The 17289-nt window shown below is 48.4% G+C and carries 16 protein-coding genes; 2 read left to right on the forward strand and 14 right to left on the reverse strand.

All coding sequences use genetic code 11. The features are described 5' to 3' along the window. Positions 1-42 precede the first annotated feature (42 nt). The 3 genes from glpK to ABEW32_RS01775 all read right to left on the reverse strand — a co-directional run bounded on the left by glpK (position 43) and on the right by ABEW32_RS01775 (position 3306). Positions 43-1536: a glycerol kinase GlpK gene (gene glpK / locus ABEW32_RS01765; protein ID WP_430184141.1), complete on the reverse strand. Its 1494-nt coding sequence runs from the start codon at positions 1534-1536 to the stop codon at positions 43-45. A gap of 52 nt (positions 1537-1588) precedes the next feature. After that, positions 1589-2146, reverse strand: a complete 558-nt coding sequence (locus ABEW32_RS01770) for a glycerol-3-phosphate responsive antiterminator (protein WP_430184143.1) — start codon at positions 2144-2146, stop codon at positions 1589-1591. A 206-nt stretch (positions 2147-2352) separates the two neighbouring features. Further along, entirely contained in the window at positions 2353-3306 is a 954-nt protein-coding gene (locus ABEW32_RS01775) for an alpha/beta hydrolase (RefSeq protein WP_430184145.1), read from the reverse strand. A gap of 259 nt (positions 3307-3565) precedes the next feature. Here ABEW32_RS01775 and ABEW32_RS01780 point away from each other — a divergent pair, with 259 nt between their 5' ends. Then, positions 3566-4201, forward strand: coding sequence for an NAD(P)-dependent oxidoreductase (locus ABEW32_RS01780; protein ID WP_430184147.1), 636 nt, complete (start codon positions 3566-3568; stop codon positions 4199-4201). 110 nt (positions 4202-4311) lie between these two features. Here ABEW32_RS01780 and ABEW32_RS01785 read toward each other — a convergent pair whose 3' ends face one another. The 8 genes from ABEW32_RS01785 to kduI all read right to left on the reverse strand — a co-directional run bounded on the left by ABEW32_RS01785 (position 4312) and on the right by kduI (position 12894). Further along, entirely contained in the window at positions 4312-5472 is a 1161-nt protein-coding gene (locus ABEW32_RS01785) for a cation:proton antiporter (protein WP_430184150.1), read from the reverse strand. A 314-nt stretch (positions 5473-5786) separates the two neighbouring features. Next, positions 5787-6377 carry a GNAT family N-acetyltransferase gene (locus ABEW32_RS01790; protein ID WP_430184152.1) on the reverse strand — a complete coding sequence of 197 codons (591 nt, stop codon included), beginning with the start codon at positions 6375-6377 and terminating at the stop codon, positions 5787-5789. A 65-nt stretch (positions 6378-6442) separates the two neighbouring features. Continuing rightward, complete coding sequence (locus ABEW32_RS01795) at positions 6443-7804, reverse strand: MFS transporter (protein WP_430184154.1); 1362 nt, start codon at positions 7802-7804, stop codon at positions 6443-6445. A gap of 91 nt (positions 7805-7895) precedes the next feature. Next, the gene (locus ABEW32_RS01800; RefSeq protein ID WP_430184156.1) at positions 7896-9047 is read right to left on the reverse strand and encodes a winged helix-turn-helix domain-containing protein; all 1152 of its coding nucleotides are present in this window, start codon (positions 9045-9047) and stop codon (positions 7896-7898) included. Next, complete coding sequence (locus ABEW32_RS01805) at positions 9028-10266, reverse strand: CynX/NimT family MFS transporter (protein ID WP_430184158.1); 1239 nt, start codon at positions 10264-10266, stop codon at positions 9028-9030. Before ABEW32_RS01805 ends, ABEW32_RS01800 begins: the two co-directional genes overlap by 20 nt. A gap of 248 nt (positions 10267-10514) precedes the next feature. Continuing rightward, on the reverse strand, positions 10515-11291 hold the full coding sequence (gene kduD, locus ABEW32_RS01810) for a 2-dehydro-3-deoxy-D-gluconate 5-dehydrogenase KduD (RefSeq protein WP_290409740.1): 777 nt from the start codon (positions 11289-11291) through the stop codon (positions 10515-10517). Positions 11292-11339: 48 nt separating this feature from the next. Next, entirely contained in the window at positions 11340-11984 is a 645-nt protein-coding gene (locus ABEW32_RS01815) for a bifunctional 2-keto-4-hydroxyglutarate aldolase/2-keto-3-deoxy-6-phosphogluconate aldolase (protein ID WP_013373614.1), read from the reverse strand. Positions 11985-12063: 79 nt separating this feature from the next. Then, on the reverse strand, positions 12064-12894 hold the full coding sequence (gene kduI / locus ABEW32_RS01820) for a 5-dehydro-4-deoxy-D-glucuronate isomerase (RefSeq protein ID WP_430184160.1): 831 nt from the start codon (positions 12892-12894) through the stop codon (positions 12064-12066). Positions 12895-13234: 340 nt separating this feature from the next. On the opposite strand from kduI, the gene ABEW32_RS01825 reads away from it, so the two are divergent. Next, positions 13235-14191: a sugar kinase gene (locus ABEW32_RS01825; protein WP_430184162.1), complete on the forward strand. Its 957-nt coding sequence runs from the start codon at positions 13235-13237 to the stop codon at positions 14189-14191. Here the strand turns inward: ABEW32_RS01825 and ABEW32_RS01830 are convergent. The 3 genes from ABEW32_RS01830 to ABEW32_RS01840 all read right to left on the reverse strand — a co-directional run bounded on the left by ABEW32_RS01830 (position 14188) and on the right by ABEW32_RS01840 (position 17117). Further along, positions 14188-14364, reverse strand: coding sequence for a hypothetical protein (locus tag ABEW32_RS01830; RefSeq protein WP_430184164.1), 177 nt, complete (start codon positions 14362-14364; stop codon positions 14188-14190). The genes ABEW32_RS01825 and ABEW32_RS01830 overlap by 4 nt on opposite strands. 9 nt (positions 14365-14373) lie before the next feature. Further along, a complete protein-coding gene (locus tag ABEW32_RS01835; protein WP_430184166.1) occupies positions 14374-15387 on the reverse strand; it encodes a LacI family DNA-binding transcriptional regulator in 1014 nt (337 codons plus the stop codon). 320 nt (positions 15388-15707) lie between these two features. Continuing rightward, a complete protein-coding gene (locus ABEW32_RS01840; protein WP_430184168.1) occupies positions 15708-17117 on the reverse strand; it encodes an MATE family efflux transporter in 1410 nt (469 codons plus the stop codon). Positions 17118-17289: the final 172 nt, after the last annotated feature.

Genomic DNA, 17289 nt, shown 5'->3' on the forward strand with positions numbered 1-17289 from the left:
CTGCCTGTTGCCAGATGACTGCCTGCTCTCGTAAAAACACTTTTACTTGAACGCCATTGCGGCATGGACCGCCTTTTTCCAGCCACCATATCGTTCAGCCCGCACCTCTTCGCTCATGGTTGGAGTAAAGGTTCGGTCACTTTGAGCATATCCCCGGACTTCATCCAAACTGTCCCAGAAGCCGACTGCCAGCCCTGCCAAATACGCCGCCCCCAGTGCAGTGGTCTCGTTCACAGCAGGTCGTTCCACAGGCAGACCCAGAATATCGCTCTGGAACTGCATCAGGAACTCGTTCATCACTGCACCCCCATCTACACGTAATGAGCGCACAGGTACACCCGAGTCGCTCGCCATAGCGGTTAGAACATCTTTGGTCTGGTAGGCCAGTGATTCCAGTACCGCTCGGATAAAATGCTCCTTGGACGTTCCCCGCGTCAAGCCAAAGGTCGCGCCGCGCACGTCGCTATCCCAGTACGGACTGCCAAGCCCCACAAAGGCCGGGACAAAATATACCCCCTCCGTCGAGGTCACCCGCGCCGCATACGCTTCACTATCTTTGGCCTCGCGGAACATACGCAGCCCGTCTCGCAGCCACTGAATAGCAGACCCGGCTACAAAAATGCTGCCCTCCAACGCATACTTCACCTGACCGTTCAACCCCCATGCAATGGTCGTAATCAATCCATGCTTCGATTCACAGGGTTCATCTCCAGTATTCATCAGCATAAAGCATCCCGTACCGTATGTATTTTTAATCATGCCCTGGTCAAAGCAGCCCTGACCGAACAAAGCTGCTTGCTGATCGCCCGCCGCTCCGGCAATGGGAATTTCCTGTCCAAAAAAATGATAATCCACTGTATTCGCATATATTTCGGAGGACGATTTTACCTCAGGCAGCATAGACGCAGGAACGCCGAGAATATCCAGCAGCTCCTCATCCCATTTCAGATCATAAATGTTGTACATTAACGTACGAGCAGCGTTAGAGTAGTCCGTTACATGCGCTTTACCGCCGGACAGTCTCCAGATCAGCCAGGTATCGATTGTACCGAACAACAGCTCACCGCGCTCCGCCTGGGCTCGCGCTCCTTCCACGTTGTCGAGTATCCATTTGACTTTGGTACCCGAAAAGTAGGGATCAATGAGTAAGCCAGTTTTACTATGAAAAGTTTGATCAAGCCCACGGCTTTTCAAGTCCTCGCAAATCGCGGCCGTTTGCCGTGACTGCCATACCAGCGCGTGATATACAGGCAGACCTGTATGCTTATCCCATACCACCACGGTTTCCCGTTGATTGGTAATGCCTATCCCAGCAATTTGGCTGGCTTTCACACCTGATTCCGACAGACAGGAGGCGATGACGGCCAAAATAGAGCTCCATATTTCATTCGCGTTGTGCTCTACCCATCCCGGCTGGGGGAAATACTGCGGGAACTCCCGCTGTGCCTTGTACACTACTTTTCCCTGCCGATTAAACAAGATAGCCCGCGAACTGGTTGTGCCCTGATCCAGGGCAAGAATGTACTGCTCTGTCATTTTCCAATCTCCTTGCTGGTTATGTAGGTCGCCCACTTGATTCAAATAAAAGCTATCGTTTATAGTGCTCAAACAGCTGTTTATTGGAGGTCGTAACAGCTGCGGCTCCAGCTGCCAATGCCGCTTCCACATCCTCAGGGGTACGAATAAGCCCGCCTGCCAAAATTGGAATACCCGTACGCTCACTAACCTCCGCAATCATCGGTGGCACAACGCCGGGCAGCACCTCAATATAATCGGGGCGCATTTTTTCCACCAGTGCGTAGCTTTTTTCCAGCGCAATCGTATCCAGCAGGAACACTCGCTGTACAGCAAGAATCCCTTTTTTTTTGGCGGTCGCAATGACCCCGGAACGGGTCGAGATAATCCCAAATGGCTTAATCTCCTGGCACAAATACTCAGCGGCGTACTCGTCATTTTTCAATCCTTGCACCAGGTCGGCATGCAGAAGCATCTGTTTATTGCGGCTCCTTGCCATCTGATATAGGTTGCGCAGCTGCGCTACGTGCGTATCCAGAAAAACAGCATACTCATAAGAGCTGTCCAAAATATGCTCCAATTGCTTCATATGCTTAGCTGCAGGTAAAATGCGTTGTCCCTGAAATGGCATGGATATCCCCCTTAGGCCAAATGTCGGTCAAACTCGTTCAAATTTTATATTATCACTCTGTTCGACGAACGTGAAGCGGTTTCAATGGAGATATGTATAAAGGCCGCCCCCCCTGCTTTAGAATCTACAGGAGAAGACAGCCTCATCCTTTATAGGACACGATCAGATCACAAATAAAGGAGCCATTTGCATTGCTTTATAGTAATCTAGCCCTCAAATCCTTGGCGCAGCCACGAGGTGGCAAGCATGATCGCACCACGCTTGGCCACAGTTTCTGACAATGGGTTCAGCATCACGAAGTCATGTATGATGCCCTGAAAGCGAGCAGCGGTTACATCTACCCCTGCTTCACGCAGCTTGTTCGCATAGGCTTCCCCTTCATCACGCAATACATCGGCCTCGCCTGTAATAACCAGTGCACGTGGTAGACCTTTGAGCTGGTCAATAGTGGCACGTAATGGGGACGCCGTGATCTGCGCCCGTTCGTTGGGATCTGTCGTATATTGATCCCAGAACCATTGCATGCCTTCGCGACTCAGGAAGTACCCTGTCGCGAACTCATGGTACGACTCCGTATCAAAAGAAGCGTCGGTCACCGGATAGAATAACAGCTGCTGCCGAATGGCAGGGCCACTGCGTTCTTTGGCCAGCAGAGTTACAGCTGCGGTCATGTTACCACCGACACTATCTCCGGCAATCGTCAGCGTATCGGGCTTCAGCCCATGCTCGCGCCCGTGCTGTGCCACCCATTGGACGACCGCGTAAATTTCCTCAATCGCCGTTGGATATTTGGCTTCAGGCGACAAGCTGTATTCCGGGAATACAACGGCTGCCTGTGAGCCCACCGCCAGTTCACGAATCAGACGATCATGCGTATGAGCGTTACCGAATACCCAGCCTGCTCCGTGGATATATACAATGACCGGGAGATCGCCTGTCACCTGTTGGGGACGAACAATTCTGACCTTTACCTCACCGCCAGGGCCACCTGGAATCGACAGATCCTCCAGATCTGCGGCAGGTTTATCTGCTGGACCGGATTGAACCTCATTGACCGTTTCACGTCCTTTTTCAGGGCCCAAATCATACAAAAACGGAGGCTTGGCATTATCGTCTGCGAATTTTTGCGCTGCGGGCTCCAGCTGTACTTTTTTACTCATATCGTTTCACTCTTCCTTTCTTATTTGCGGTCTACATGTATTCAATATGGTTTACATTTACTCATTCAGTATCACCTTATATTTAAACGAGTTCCTCTCTTTCCAATCGGAGGACTTTAGTTTGCCCGTCAGAAGAGCTTGACTTTTATTTTATATTGTAACTATAATAGTTACATGTTAAAGTTCAAGTATGAACATCATGCAACGCATGAATCAAGCCAATATATCACCCAAACTATTTATAGGAGGCTATTCTATTATGAAAATTGCAGTTATTGGTGCAGGCGGTAAAGCAGGAAGTAATATCGTAAAAGAAGCATTAGACAGAGGGCATGAAGTCACCGCCATCGTCCGTGATCCGGCTAAAGTAACGGACAAGCGTGCTGCTGTAGTACAAAAGGACATTTTTGATCTGAAAACAGATGATCTGAAGGGCTTTGACGTCGTTGTTAATGCTTTTGCCGCTCCTCTCGGACAAGAGCATCTGCATGTAGATGCAGGTAACGTGCTGATTGAGGCTCTCCGCCATGTATCCGGTACTCGCCTGATTGTCGTAGGTGGTGCAGGCAGCTTGTTTACGGATGAGTCCCAGACGCTCTTGGTCAAGGATACCCCCGAATTCCCTGATTTTGTATATCCAACAGCTCATAACCAAGGGAAAAACCTCGAGATTCTACGCGGCACCAGCGACCTGAACTGGACGTTCATTAGTCCTTCCGCGGAATTTGCTCTGGGCCAACGTACAGGCTCTTACCAAGTGGGCAAAGACACACTGCTGGTTAATTCCAAAGGTGCAAGCTATGTCAGCTATGAGGATTATGCAGTTGCCGTAGTTGACGAAATCGAAAAACCACAACATTTGAACCAACGTTTCACTGTCGTGTCCGAGTCCTAATTCTGCGACTGAACTGAACATTCCGACATAAAAGACCCTTCGATCACTTTCCATCCTGCTGGGAAAATGAATCAGAAGGGTCTTACTGTATGTCTGGTTCGTCCAATCTTCTACTGTTTAACTTGGCTTACAGCCTTCCTGTCACTAAAACTTAGCTTAAGAATTGGAGGTGCAGCCAAAGTCGTCAAAATAACGGCAATGATGACTGATGTAAAATACTGTTGTGCCAGCAGGCCTGTTTGTAACCCCGTGGCTGCGATAATAAGTGCAACTTCTCCGCGAGATATCATGCCAGAACCAATCGCAAGCGAGGAACGGGTATTAAAACCTGTCAGCCGTGCACCGATGCCTCCTCCGACCAACTTCGTCACCAGTGCTATCAATGTCAAAACAACAACAAACCCAAGCTGTTGCCCCACTCCCTCAAAAGATACATTTAAGCCAATGCTGACAAAAAATACAGGAACAAAGATGGAATAAGCAATGGGCTCCACCTTTTCTTCTACGACATGCTTAAAGCTTGTTTGCGAAATGGCAATCCCCGCAGCAAAAGCTCCAATAATGCCCGCCATACCCATCAAATCTGCAAAATACGCAAAACCGAAGCAAATGACCAACGCAGCAGTAATCACAGCTTCTGTCACTTTGAGAGGGGCAAGTATTTTCATAATCCATGGAACAACAAACCAGCCACCCAAAATAGCTACTACGAAGAAAACTAGCTTTTTGCCAACAAGAAGTCCCAGCGAAGTTTCTCCACCCATACCGAATATACTCATCATGACCGCAAGCAGCACCACGACGAGCACATCGTCCAATACCGCTGCGCCCAAAATGGTCGAGCCTTCTCGGGTATTCAGCTTGTTCATATCCTTGAGCACCTGCACCGTAATGCTTACGGAAGTTGCGCTCAAGACAATCCCCAAAAACCATCCTTCATGCACTGAAAACCCAAAGGCTTCACCAACCCCAAAACCACAGAGTAACGGCAAAATAATACCCCCGACAGCCACTGCTACCGCAGGCTTCCAGTTGCGCCGAAGCTGATCCAGATCCGTTTCCAGCCCGGCAATGAACATCAACAGCAACACGCCGATTTCAGACATGTCATGAATCAGCGAATCATTTTGCACCCATCCCAAAACTGCCGGGCCCAGTACGATACCAGCGATCAGCTTCCCCAATACCGCAGGTTGACCGAGCTTAACTGATAGATGACCGGCTATTTTTGTAAACAATAGAATCAAAAGAAGATACAAAATAAATTGCATGGCTCATAGCCTCCTTTTATTTAATCCCTAAACTCATTTGCGCAGCATCTACAATTGAAGAAAACGGATAACCATAAAATGCAGAACAATCATCCAAAATATGTGTCTGACCTTAAACAGACCAACAACTCGCAAAATAAAAAGGGAAACCCGCATACAGCACAGGTTCCCCTAAAAAGGCATAAAGGAGCCTTGGTGACAGGCTCCTCCGATAATTCATATATTCATTTGATGTTGTCGGTCATCCTTGCGCAAACAAGTAACTTTATCATTTAATTATATCTCTTCTTTAAACCCCTGTAAACGTCATTGAGTCAACTTTTTGTTTTTTCCACATACCGGGCACAGTATTCATGCTGCAGCATACTCATCAAAATCGAATCGTGGTATTGATGATTATAAAATAGAGCATCCCGCTGCACACCTTCACGTTTAAAGCCTACTTTTTCATAGCAACGGATGGCCCGTTCATTAAAATCAAATACATTCAGCTCAATCCGATGCAGGTTACAAATGCCGAATCCATAGCCTAGCATGAGCACAAGCGCTTCGGTGCCGTAGCCTTTACCTTGATTCCCCTGCTCATTGATCGCAATACGGATGTTGGCGCTGCGATTCAGGCTGTCCATATCCTGTAGCGCAATATCCCCGATGACACGATCATCTTCCTGAAGTGCAATGAGCAGCAGCAGGCTTGAGGAATCCTGCCCTTTGGCTTCTATATAACGAGCAATTTGCTCTTTGGTAAAGCTTCTCTGTGTGCCCGTCAGCCTCCGCACTTCCTGATGAAACAACGTATTATAATACAGCTCGGTGTCCTCCACGTTAATGGGACGCAAGTACACTCGTGATCCTTCAAGCAGTCGTGCCACTGGCGTTGCGGACGAATAATTTTCAGTCAACATGATCTCTCCTATGCTAAAAATATTGATGCTGCAATAATATAAATTGTTTAGATGGAAGCAAACGATTACGCTAGATCGACATTTTGTTCAGTCGAAGGGGTAGGATCAGCAAGAGACTCGCGCCAAATTACGGATTGAAGCAGAAGTCCTGCCAAACCCAGGATTCCAACAGTCATCCCGATCCAGACAAAAGCCGTTCCTGCCCCTGCTATTCGGATCAATACGCCCCCGGCAAGCGGCGAAATGACCATGATCGCTCCAATCACGGTACTTTGAATACCGAAGACACGCCCCACCATATCAGCAGGGGTTTTGGCTTGTAATATGTAATTCTGGGTGATAATGTACAGACCATTCCCCACACCTAGCATGGCCCCGATCGTAAGCAGTACGGGTAGTCCTGTCCCGGGTTGCGCCCAGCCTAAAGCGGCAATCGCTCCGCCAATCAGTACATACCCTCCACCGAGTCCCCAGCCTGCACTTATACGATTCAAGCGATTAAGCACAAGCATACAGCCGACTGCGCCAGCACCTATAGCTGAAACTAGCCAGCCGAGCAGCGATTCGTTGCCTGGGGCGAGCACTCGCAGCAGCGTAGGAAACTGGTAGTCGATCATAAGAATGGCGATCAAGCCGAATAGCCCGAATACGAGGGTGTGCAATAGCATTCGACTGCGCCAGAGGAATGACCATCCCTCCCGCCACTGGCTGAAAAAACGGGACGCGCGAGCAGGCTCCGCCTGTATCTTGGCATCATCGGACTCATGCGCTGTAACCGATGTCGATTTTTCTAGCTGCTCGTCAGCAATCGCTTGCTGGTCTGTGCTGGCCAGCGCCGGGCCGATGCCACGAAGCGGCCATAGTAAGAGGCCGGAGCAGAGGCGCAGCAGTGCATTCAGGATAATGCATGCTTGCGGGGACAACACAGTCAAGGTCAAGGCGCCCAGCAACGGTCCCGCTACTTTGGAAGCCTGGTTGACCAGCCCATTTAGTGAGGTTGCACGGAACAGATCGCCACTGGCGACTACTGTACGGGTCAAGCCTTGCTGTGAAGGCATCTGGAATACGCCAGCTGCCGCGCGCAAACCAAGCAAAGGCAGCAGCCACGCCGGACCAGGGACGGCGAGAATGGCCAGCGTCAATAAGGCGATAGCCGCATCGCAGCCGATCATCAGTCGGGCCTTATGTACCCGGTCGGCTAACGTGCCCGCAATGGAACCGAGCAGCAGACCCGGTAGCGCCATAACTACCGGGATCAGCGCAATCAGCATGGGATCCGCTTCCCAGCGGTAAGCTACAAGCACCTGAATGGCGATAGCATCGAACCAATCGCCAAAGGAAGCAGCGGTATGTGCCGCAAACATCCGCCGAAAACGACCATTACGCCAAATGCTAGGCGTGGATTGCAATTCTTTATTTTCCTTCATTTCTACTCACCCTGCTCTCATTTTCTGCTTCTTTAGCAATAAGAACATTCTAGCGGGCCTATATCAGAGGAAAATCAGACAGCTAAAAAAATCAGGCCACAAAAAGGATCTGCTCCAGCCAGCACCTCAGCGCCGAACGATGCAGTGTTAAGCTATTGTCCCGATCAAGTTGATCGTATTGAGCCGCATACTTCTCTTCCAGCATAGGATACGGGCCGCACAGCTTTAAGAAACTGCGAATTTGACTAACCGCTTTGATCTTTAGCAGTTCCTGTTTTGCCATATCAAGGGTGACCAGCCCCTCATCCATGAGCCGCTCGGCCTGGTCCACATCTCCAGTACGCAAAAGCATAAGTCCGCGCATCATGCGATAACGGCCCAGTTCGCGCAAATACGGAGCTTCCGACAGCATGCCTTCCAGACGATCAGACAGTTCGGTAGCCTTTTCCATATGATTGGCGACCAGATACATGTACATCTCCATGAGCGCAACCGGCATCACAAATTTATCGAGATCATCCCGCTCCATGACCTTGAGGGTCAGGGGTAGACCTACCTGTGCGCGTTCAGGTTGTCCATTTTCCACATAAGCCTCCAGGATATTAAGGATGCGCAATTCACGCTCTTGATCACTGGACAGCAATCCGCTAATAAGCGCACGCTCACATAGAGCAAGCCCGTGATCCGTTACCCCCGCTGTGCCTGTATATAGCAATAGCATCCAGTACAGACGGTCTGCGGGGGCGAAATCCTCTTGCTTTAAGAACCACGCCACATCCGCCTGTACAAAACGGGTATACATTTGATAATAGGCAGACATTTGGAAACCCATCTGCTCCTGCTGTTCAGCCAGTGCTTTGATGGAACCGCCCTGTCCCAGCAGGTGATATTTTCGGAAAAGTCCATGAACGGCGTCCTGCACTTCCTGATCGTGCAAAGAAGGATGATTTCGCGGTTGTATGCCAGTCAGGGTTAAGCTGTAGCCATATCCTCTAACCGTATGAATACGGAGTCCCGTCCATGACTTAAGTTTTTTGCGCAATCTGTAGATATGATCATCCACTGTACGCTCCACTGGATATTCCAGTGGCCACACACGATCCAGCAGTTGCTCCCGGGTGAACACTTGATTCCGGTTATCGTATAAAAAGCGCAACAACGCAAACTCTTTAGCCAACAACATAACACGATCTGCATTATAGACTACACTATAGCCATCTGCATCAAATTGCAGCCTGATCATCCACCTCGCCTCCGACATATCGTTTCTTGGCTGCTCCCAGTCCTGTAAACATAAGCAGAACACTCAAGCACAAGAGTAAAAGCAGCGGAATTGTCCAACCTTGTGTCGCATCATGTAAATAACCGAATAGTGTCGGCCCTGTCGCTGCCAGCAAATAACCAAAGGATTGCGCCATACCTGACAGCTCTGCAGCCTGCTGCGGTGTCCGCGTCCGCAAATTGAAGAACATCATGACTAGCGGGAAAGCGAAACCACCGGCTACACCCATACAAATGACCCAAATTACACTCCACTGTGTAGCCCCAATCAGAAATCCACCCAGACCGATAAAATAGAGCACAGCCATAATCAGAACCAAAATCCGCTGATCCTTCACTCGCGCCGCCCAAATTGGCACAATAAAAGTAAATGGCATTTGTGAAAATTGCATCACAGACAGCATCCATCCCGCAGTCTCTGAATTCATTCCCTGTCCGCTCATCATTTCGGGAAACCAGGCAGCAGGAACATAAAAGAGGGCAGATTGCAGTCCCATAAACAGCGTTACCTTCCAAGCCAAAGACGATTTATACACATTCACCGTTCGGGCAGACACTGCCGCTTGGTTAGCCGTTCGGCGCACTTTCAGAAGCTGGGGCACCCAGAGTAAAATACCTATGACACCCACGATTCCCCATATTCCCAAAGCACCGCGCCAGCCCATCCCTCCGTTCAGAGCCAGCGGTATACTCAGACCGGATGCTGTTGCAGCGACCACATTCATGGATACGGAATATACGCCAGTCATCAGTCCGCTGTTGCGGGGAAACTCCTCTTTGATCAAGCTCGGCAGCAAAACATTGCACACAGCAATAGCTAGTCCCAGCATCGCAGTCCCGACAAATAGTGCAGTCACTCCCAGCGTCGAGCGCACCACAATACCTGCGGTCAACAGCAGTAAGGCTGCAAAAATAACAAGCGGCGACCCGAAGCGGCGCGACAGTTTGGCTACAAAAGGCGACAGCAGTGCAAAAGCAAGCAGCGGTAATGTCGTTAACAGACCACTTAGTGTATTCGAAATATGCAAAGAATCCTTAATTAAACCGATAAGAGGTCCTACCGAAGTAATCGAGGCGCGCAGATTGGCACCTACCAGGATGATCCCTGCGGCAAGCAGCCAAGGACCGGCATGCCATAACGATTTGTATACTAAAGCTCGTTGGTGTTGCTGTGAACTCATCTCTCCATTCTCCAATCCATTCTGTATTATGCTCAAAGGCTCCAACCAAGTGTAACGGCTGGAGCCTAGGCAATTTTTATCTCATTAAATTATAAAGGCATTCGTGCCATATGCATAGGACGGATCGACACAACGCCCCAAATCTTCATATTCAGCTTACAGGTTCATCAAACAAATAAAAGCTGCCTGAAAGGACAAGTTCCTTTTGAGGCAGCTTTCAGTTCATTGCTTCGATGTGATCGGCGCTGTTAACGTACCAGCCAGCCGCCATCCACCGCCAAGATATGACCGTTCATGTAGTCTGAACCTTGGCTGGCGAGGAAAACAACAACCCCCATCAGGTCAGACGGATCACCCCAACGACCCGCAGGAATACGTGACAAAATCTCTTGATTGCGATTCTCATCCGCACGAATTGGAGCTGTGTTCGCCGTAGCAATATAACCCGGGGCAATCGCATTAATCTGCACGTTATGAACCGCCAATTCGTTCGCAAATGCCTTGGTTATGCCAGCCACGGCGTGCTTACTTGCTGTATACGGCGGAACGAACTTACCGCCCTGGAAAGCAAGCATAGAAGCAACATTGATAATCTTCCCGCTTTTTTGCTCTACCATTATCTTCGCCACTTCCTGGCTCAAATGGTATACAGCATTCAGGTTGATCTCCATAACAGCGTCCCAATCTTCATCTTTATACTCCAGTAAAGGAGCGCGACGAATCGTACCCGCATTATTGACAAGGATATCAATTTTGCCAAATTCCTTGATGCACTCTTCTACGAGTTTTTTAAGGGATGCTTTTTCAGTCAGGTCAGCCTGGTGAAAAGCAAACTTCACACCCGTTGGCTCCAGCAGACGTCTTGTTTCTTCATAATCATCATTGTTAGCTACAATGAACAGGTTTGCGCCTGCTTTGGCCAAAGCTACAGAATATCCTTGACCTAAGCCACTGTTGCCCCCTGTTACAATCGCCGTTTTACCTTTTAGACTGAAAAAATCCAATGAAAAATCGTTCAGACCCATGCCTACGCCTCCATCACCAATTAGTATAAAACCCTATTTTTCTGAAGCCTACAACGCTGCACGTACTTCTTTGTATTTGGCTACATAACGCGCTGCATTTTCTGTGATCAAGTCGTAGCGGCCTTCCTTGGCTGGAGCCGTCAGATTGCCTCCAATGCCCACGGCCACACATCCGTTACGCAGCCAGGTTTCCATATTATCCAGATCAACGCCACCGGTTGGCATAATCTGTACGTGGGGCATTGGTCCTCTGACAGCCTTAACAAAGTCCGCACCCATCGTGTTGCCCGGGAACAACTTCACGACATCACTACCCAATTTCATAGCTTCCTTGATCTCATTCAGCGTCATGCAGCCAGGCATATAAGGAATCGCATACAAATTGCAGAGCTTCGCTGTTTCTTCTTCAAAAGAAGGACTCACGACAAATTCTGCTCCGGCCAGAATGGCAATTCTCGCCGTCAGTGACTCCAGTACAGTTCCTGCACCAATAACGGCCCGATCCTTAAATTCGTCTCTCAATCTTCGAATGACCTGATCTGCATCCGGTGTGGTAAACGTAAGCTCAATATTATCCAAGCCGCCTTCAATACAGGCTTTGGACATTTGATACGCTTCCTCCGCTGTATTTCCCCGAATGACTGCGACAACACCAACCGAAGTGATATGCTCCAAAACTTTCTTTTTCGTCATGTTCCTGATCCTTTCCACGAATGGGATGACCATGGTTCCTCAGCCGCTTGCAGGCCTACGCTCCAATGCAATGACCGGATTAACGCAGCTCGCTCATGGCTACCTGATCCATGTCTTTGTATGTTTTATTTTCACCGGCCATGCCCCAAATGAAGGTATAGCTGCCTGTAGCTGCACCGCAATGGATAGACCAAGGCGGAGAAATAACGGCTTCATCATTTTTCATGACCAGATGGCGTGTTTCGTTCGGCTCACCCATCAGGTGGAACATTCTGGCGTTTTCGTCCAGTTCAAAATAGAAATACACTTCCATGCGACGGTCATGAACATGGGTCGGCATGGAGTTCCACACACTGCCGTTTTCCAGCGTGGTCATACCCATAACCAGTTGGCAGCTTTGAATGCCTTCGTCATGGATAAAGCGGCGTAACGTGCGGTTATTGGCTGTTTCCTGCGAACCCAAACTTTCAGACGGCACATCGGCAAAAGACTGCTTTGCCGTTGGATACGTGGTATGAGCCAAGGCTGAAACGATATAAAATTTCGCAGGTTTTACGCTGGAATCGCTTTCAAAGATCAACTCCTTGGCACCTTTACCTACGTAGAGACAGTCCTTTGTGGCCAGCTCGTAGGTTTCACCATCCACCTTAACCGTACCGCTGCCGCCAACATTAAACACACCCAGTTCGCGGCGCTCCAGGAAAGTATCCGCTTTGATTTGATCGCTGCCTTCCAGTGCAACAGATTTATTCACGGGATGAATGCCCCCGATAATAACACGATCTTCATGCGTATAAACCAGCTTTACTTCCTCAGGTACAAAAAGCTCCTGGATCAGATAGTGCTGACGCAACTCTTCAGTTGTAAAATGCTTGGCATGTTCGGGATGAGTTGAATAACGCATTTCCATAAAAACATTCCTCCTGTTTAGATAAACTTTTTTATCAACGGAATTGTTATAAAAGCGGTTTCTAACTCTACTTCTTAGCTAGAATTGTAATAATTATCTAAGAGGGTGTCAACCCAAAACTTCATTATTCCTAGAAAAATCCTTAATAATCGCGAATTTTTACACGTTTTTTACCTTTTGATAAACAAGAATACATTTTTTTATCTATATTCCCCAAAAAGTTTTTAGCAAATATATCAACTTACTCATTGTGAAAAACCGATTTATGTGATAATTTCATTTTATTCAAGTGGTGCATACGCTTACAGATTAAGTTTACTAAACATAAGGAGGAATTCAAATGACCGCAACATTGGATGCTGTCACCTTCGGAGAACCTATGGCCATGTTTTATGCCAATGAAGCAGGCTCTCTGGATGAGGTGCGTTCATTCACCAAAGCGCTGGCCGGGGCGGAGACAAATGTTTCGGCCGGTTTGTCGCGTTTGGGACTACGAGCTGGGCTTGTGACCAAGCTCGGCGAGGATACGTTCGGCAAGTTCATTGCCGATGCACTCCGTCAGGAGAAGATTGACACTCAAAATGTCATGTTTACCAAAGATCACTCTACCGGGATGCTAATAAAATCTAAGGTTACCAGCGGCGACCCTGAGGTCGAATATTTTCGCAAGCATTCCGCCGCTTCCACACTGAGCATCTCTGATTTTAACGAAGCTTACTTTGCTGGGGCTCGCCACTTGCACTTTACAGGTATTTCTGTCGCACTTTCACCTGAATGTCGCGACTTTGCCCGACATGCGAAGCAGTTTATGAAAAAGGCAGGCAAAACTGTATCCTTCGATCCCAACCTCAGACCTAAGTTATGGCCTGACACACAAACGATGGTGAAGGCGATTAACGAAGCATCTGAGGGGTGCGACTGGCTGCTGCCAGGCATTCACGAGGGTAAAATACTAACAGGCTATACTTCACCTGAAGATATCGCTTCATTCTACCTCGATCGCGGCACCTCGCTGGTGATCATCAAGCTGGGAACCGAAGGCGCCTATTACAAATCCGCAGATGCGGAGGGATATGTCAAGCGTTTCCGCGTAGATCATGTTGTGGATACTGTCGGCGCAGGTGACGGCTTTGCCGCAGGTGTGATCAGCGCTCTGCTGGAGGGCTTATCCCTGGCAGAAGCGGTCAAGCGAGGGAATGCACTTGGCGCACTGGCTGTCATGTCGGCTGGAGACATGGATGGCTATCCGACGCGAGCCGAACTGGAAGCTTTTTTGCTCAGCGCCAGCACAAATTAGTCTGGGTCCATTCCCCGCATAACCTTCACCGTTATGAGCGCAAGCTCAACAAGGCCAGATCCAAAGTCAGCCTTAACTTCCAATAGCCCGTATCCACATTTGTGTGACCTGAGCAGCATGCGCATACTCAGGTTGTACAAAGGAATACGGGCTATTTTTATAATATGTGACATGGTGCTCGTTTACAGCGTTTTGACAGATTCCCCCCGATTGATATCCGGCACAAATCGATAAATAATCGGAACCGACTCGCCGCCTTCCTCAATGCTGGACAGCAGCGTTTTTGCCGCTTGCTTCCCCATATCCGCAATCGGTTGTGTAATGGTCGTAATCGGTGGATTGTAAATATGGGCAAACTCCGCATCGTCAATCCCGATAATGGACAGTTCTGCCGGAATACGTATGCGACGGGCATTCACATACTTCAACACCTCAGCCAACACGATATCATTCCCGGCCAACAACGCAGTCGGCGGCTCCGGCAGTTGGAATAGCTCCTTCAGCGTCTGCTGGATTTCTTCTCTCGGCACGCTGTGCGTATATTCTTCACGAAATGGCAGGCCATGCTCCTCCAGCGCCTTTTTATATCCGCTGAGCCGCTCCACTCGTGGAGTAATCCGATTTAAGCCAAGGGGCAGGGTAATCAGCGCAATTCGTTCATGTTTGTGAACCACAAGCTCCTGAATCGCCAGCTTAATTGCCATTTCGTTATCCAACAGCAGGCTGCGTGTATTGACACCATCCACCAAGCGATCCAAAAACACCAACGGATATTTTTCACGAATGAGTTGGTTGTAAATGTCTGCATGCTTTCCTGTCGGGAAGATGATTAAGCCGTCCACTTGACGGGCCTTGAGCATCTCAATATACTGACTTTCCTTGTCAGGGTTTTCATCGGCGTTGCAAATGATCACCTGAATGCCAAAGCGCTGCAATTCCTCCTCAATCGCACGGATAGACTGAATCGACAGCGTGTAATCAATGTTGGCTACAATGACTCCCACCATAAATGTCCGGTTTTGCTTCAAGCTGCGGGCCAGCCCGTTAGGCTGATAATTCAGCTCTTGAATAACCTCGGCGATCCGGTCTTTGGTTTGGTCGCTCATATATTTATATCGTTTGTTCAGAAATTGCGAGACCGTGCTTTTAGACACTCCCGCCTTCTGGGCAACATCTTCAATCGTTGGCTTCTTCATCGGTACACTCCTTGTCTTTCATGTACTGCGTTAGTGCAACAAAAGTATATCTTTTTTTTAGTAAATTTACCACACTTCTATTTATGAATGCCATGATGATATGCTCTGAGCTTAAAGTTTACCTGTGGTGCCACTGCGCGGACGAAGGGTGCCACGCTTCACTTGTACAGCACCATTCCCCCTATTCCGTTTTCCATATATAATTTGGGGGTTTCTGCTATTTCCTCTCTATGCAGCAAAAAGAGGCAGCTCAAGATGTTCTCTTGAACTGCCTCCACGTATACAACTCTATCGAAAAGCTATGTTCCAGCTAACCGAAATTAGTGTGCGGGAACAGGCGTTGCAGGCTGATCCGGTGCATCGTGCTCGACCAGCGAATGCTTTTCCCATAACCGGCTTCTCCAGCGGGCATACATAATGACAGCGCGAGTCCATTCATCAGCAGCAATCGCCAACCACACACCAGCGAGTCCCATATCCAGCTTGAACACCAGCAAATAACCCAGCGGCAAGCTCATGCAGACCATGGAGATCAGGCCCATAAAGACCGGGAACTTGGCATCTCCAGCAGCACGCAACGAGTTAATAATGACGATATTCGTCGTCCGGCCCGTTTCCAGCAGAATGCTAAGTAAAATAACCTGTGCACCCAAACGAATAATCTCAGGGTTTTCCGTAAACAAACCGAGCAAGGGTACACGGAAAAAGATAACTATCGCATCAATGATCACAGTCACGAGCAGCGCCCATTTCACACTGCTCAATACACGCTTATAAGCCGTATCCTTCTCTCTGGCTCCCACGAGTCTTCCCACTACGATAGCCGTTCCCATACCAACTGCCATACTGAACAAATAAATATAACTCGAAATATTATTGGCGTATTGACGTGTCGCCATCGCTTCTGCACCCAGATAGGTCACGTACAGTGTGAATATGAGCTGACACGACTGATACATGATGGACTCCAGCGCAGATGGCACACCAATACGCAATATTTTTAAGATAAACTTTTTGGATAAATGGACGTAATATTTCCACTCGACACGGACCTCAGTTACCCGGTACATCAGCCAGAAGAAGATCAAGAGACAAATAAAGCGGCTACCTACTGTAGAAATGGCAGCACCCTCTACTCCAAGTTTAGGCATTCCCCAATGTCCCAAAATCAAAACATAGTTGCCGACCACGTGGATCACGTTCATAAAAACCGATACATACATCGTTTCTTTGGTAAAACCGTGCGTACGAATGGTCGCTGCGAGCGAGTTAATCAATGCCTGAAGGAAAATGGCTCCCCCGACGATGCTCATATAGGATTCCGCATAAGTCAGAATATCCCCCTGGACATTCAGCCATTGCAACATATGAGTACCAAACACAAGAAAAATGACGCTTAGCAAAAGACCTACCATTAAATTCAGAGTAATGGCCGTACCCGTCACCTGGGCCGCTTCGACTAGTTTCTTAGAACCGATATATTGAGCTACGACGATAGCAGCGCCGTTGCCGATAACCTCTAATACAAGGATGGCAATTGAAATAATTTGATTGGATGCGCCCACACCCGACACTGCATTATCAGATACAGAGCTGAGCATGAATGTATCGACGCTTCCCATCAGCATAAACAGGAATAATTCAAGGAAAATAGGCCATGTCAAACGGAACAAATTCAGTTCCTTGGCTTCGGACAATACCGAACCATTTTTTAGTGCTCTGGTTGTCATTCATTCACCTTTCTTCATAGAATATTTAACGATCAAAGGGTATGTTAGCACAGTCATTCTGAAAATACATCCAGTTTACGTAAAATGATTTGAAAAATGCGTAAGAATTCATTTATCACTCTCTTTATAATTGATTATCGAACTTTATTGAAATAGATTATTGCAAGAATAT

Source organism: Paenibacillus jamilae, from assembly GCF_050482105.1.
Taxonomy (GTDB): domain Bacteria; phylum Bacillota; class Bacilli; order Paenibacillales; family Paenibacillaceae; genus Paenibacillus; species Paenibacillus jamilae_B.

Bases quoted from the DNA above. Each gene is read 5' to 3' on its own strand.
- glpK (WP_430184141.1), bottom strand. From the start codon at position 1,536: ATGACAGAGCAGTACATTCTTGCCCTGGATCAGGGCACAACCAGTTCG.
- ABEW32_RS01770 (WP_430184143.1), bottom strand. From the start codon at position 2,146: ATGCCATTTCAGGGACAACGCATTTTACCTGCAGCTAAGCATATGAAG.
- ABEW32_RS01775 (WP_430184145.1), bottom strand. From the start codon at position 3,306: ATGAGTAAAAAAGTACAGCTGGAGCCCGCAGCGCAAAAATTCGCAGAC.
- ABEW32_RS01780 (WP_430184147.1), top strand. From the start codon at position 3,566: ATGAAAATTGCAGTTATTGGTGCAGGCGGTAAAGCAGGAAGTAATATC.
- ABEW32_RS01785 (WP_430184150.1), bottom strand. From the start codon at position 5,472: ATGCAATTTATTTTGTATCTTCTTTTGATTCTATTGTTTACAAAAATA.
- ABEW32_RS01790 (WP_430184152.1), bottom strand. From the start codon at position 6,377: ATGTTGACTGAAAATTATTCGTCCGCAACGCCAGTGGCACGACTGCTT.
- ABEW32_RS01795 (WP_430184154.1), bottom strand. From the start codon at position 7,804: ATGAAGGAAAATAAAGAATTGCAATCCACGCCTAGCATTTGGCGTAAT.
- ABEW32_RS01800 (WP_430184156.1), bottom strand. From the start codon at position 9,047: ATGATCAGGCTGCAATTTGATGCAGATGGCTATAGTGTAGTCTATAAT.
- ABEW32_RS01805 (WP_430184158.1), bottom strand. From the start codon at position 10,266: ATGAGTTCACAGCAACACCAACGAGCTTTAGTATACAAATCGTTATGG.
- kduD (WP_290409740.1), bottom strand. From the start codon at position 11,291: ATGGGTCTGAACGATTTTTCATTGGATTTTTTCAGTCTAAAAGGTAAA.
- ABEW32_RS01815 (WP_013373614.1), bottom strand. From the start codon at position 11,984: ATGACGAAAAAGAAAGTTTTGGAGCATATCACTTCGGTTGGTGTTGTC.
- kduI (WP_430184160.1), bottom strand. From the start codon at position 12,894: ATGGAAATGCGTTATTCAACTCATCCCGAACATGCCAAGCATTTTACA.
- ABEW32_RS01825 (WP_430184162.1), top strand. From the start codon at position 13,235: ATGACCGCAACATTGGATGCTGTCACCTTCGGAGAACCTATGGCCATG.
- ABEW32_RS01830 (WP_430184164.1), bottom strand. From the start codon at position 14,364: ATGTCACATATTATAAAAATAGCCCGTATTCCTTTGTACAACCTGAGT.
- ABEW32_RS01835 (WP_430184166.1), bottom strand. From the start codon at position 15,387: ATGAAGAAGCCAACGATTGAAGATGTTGCCCAGAAGGCGGGAGTGTCT.
- ABEW32_RS01840 (WP_430184168.1), bottom strand. From the start codon at position 17,117: ATGACAACCAGAGCACTAAAAAATGGTTCGGTATTGTCCGAAGCCAAG.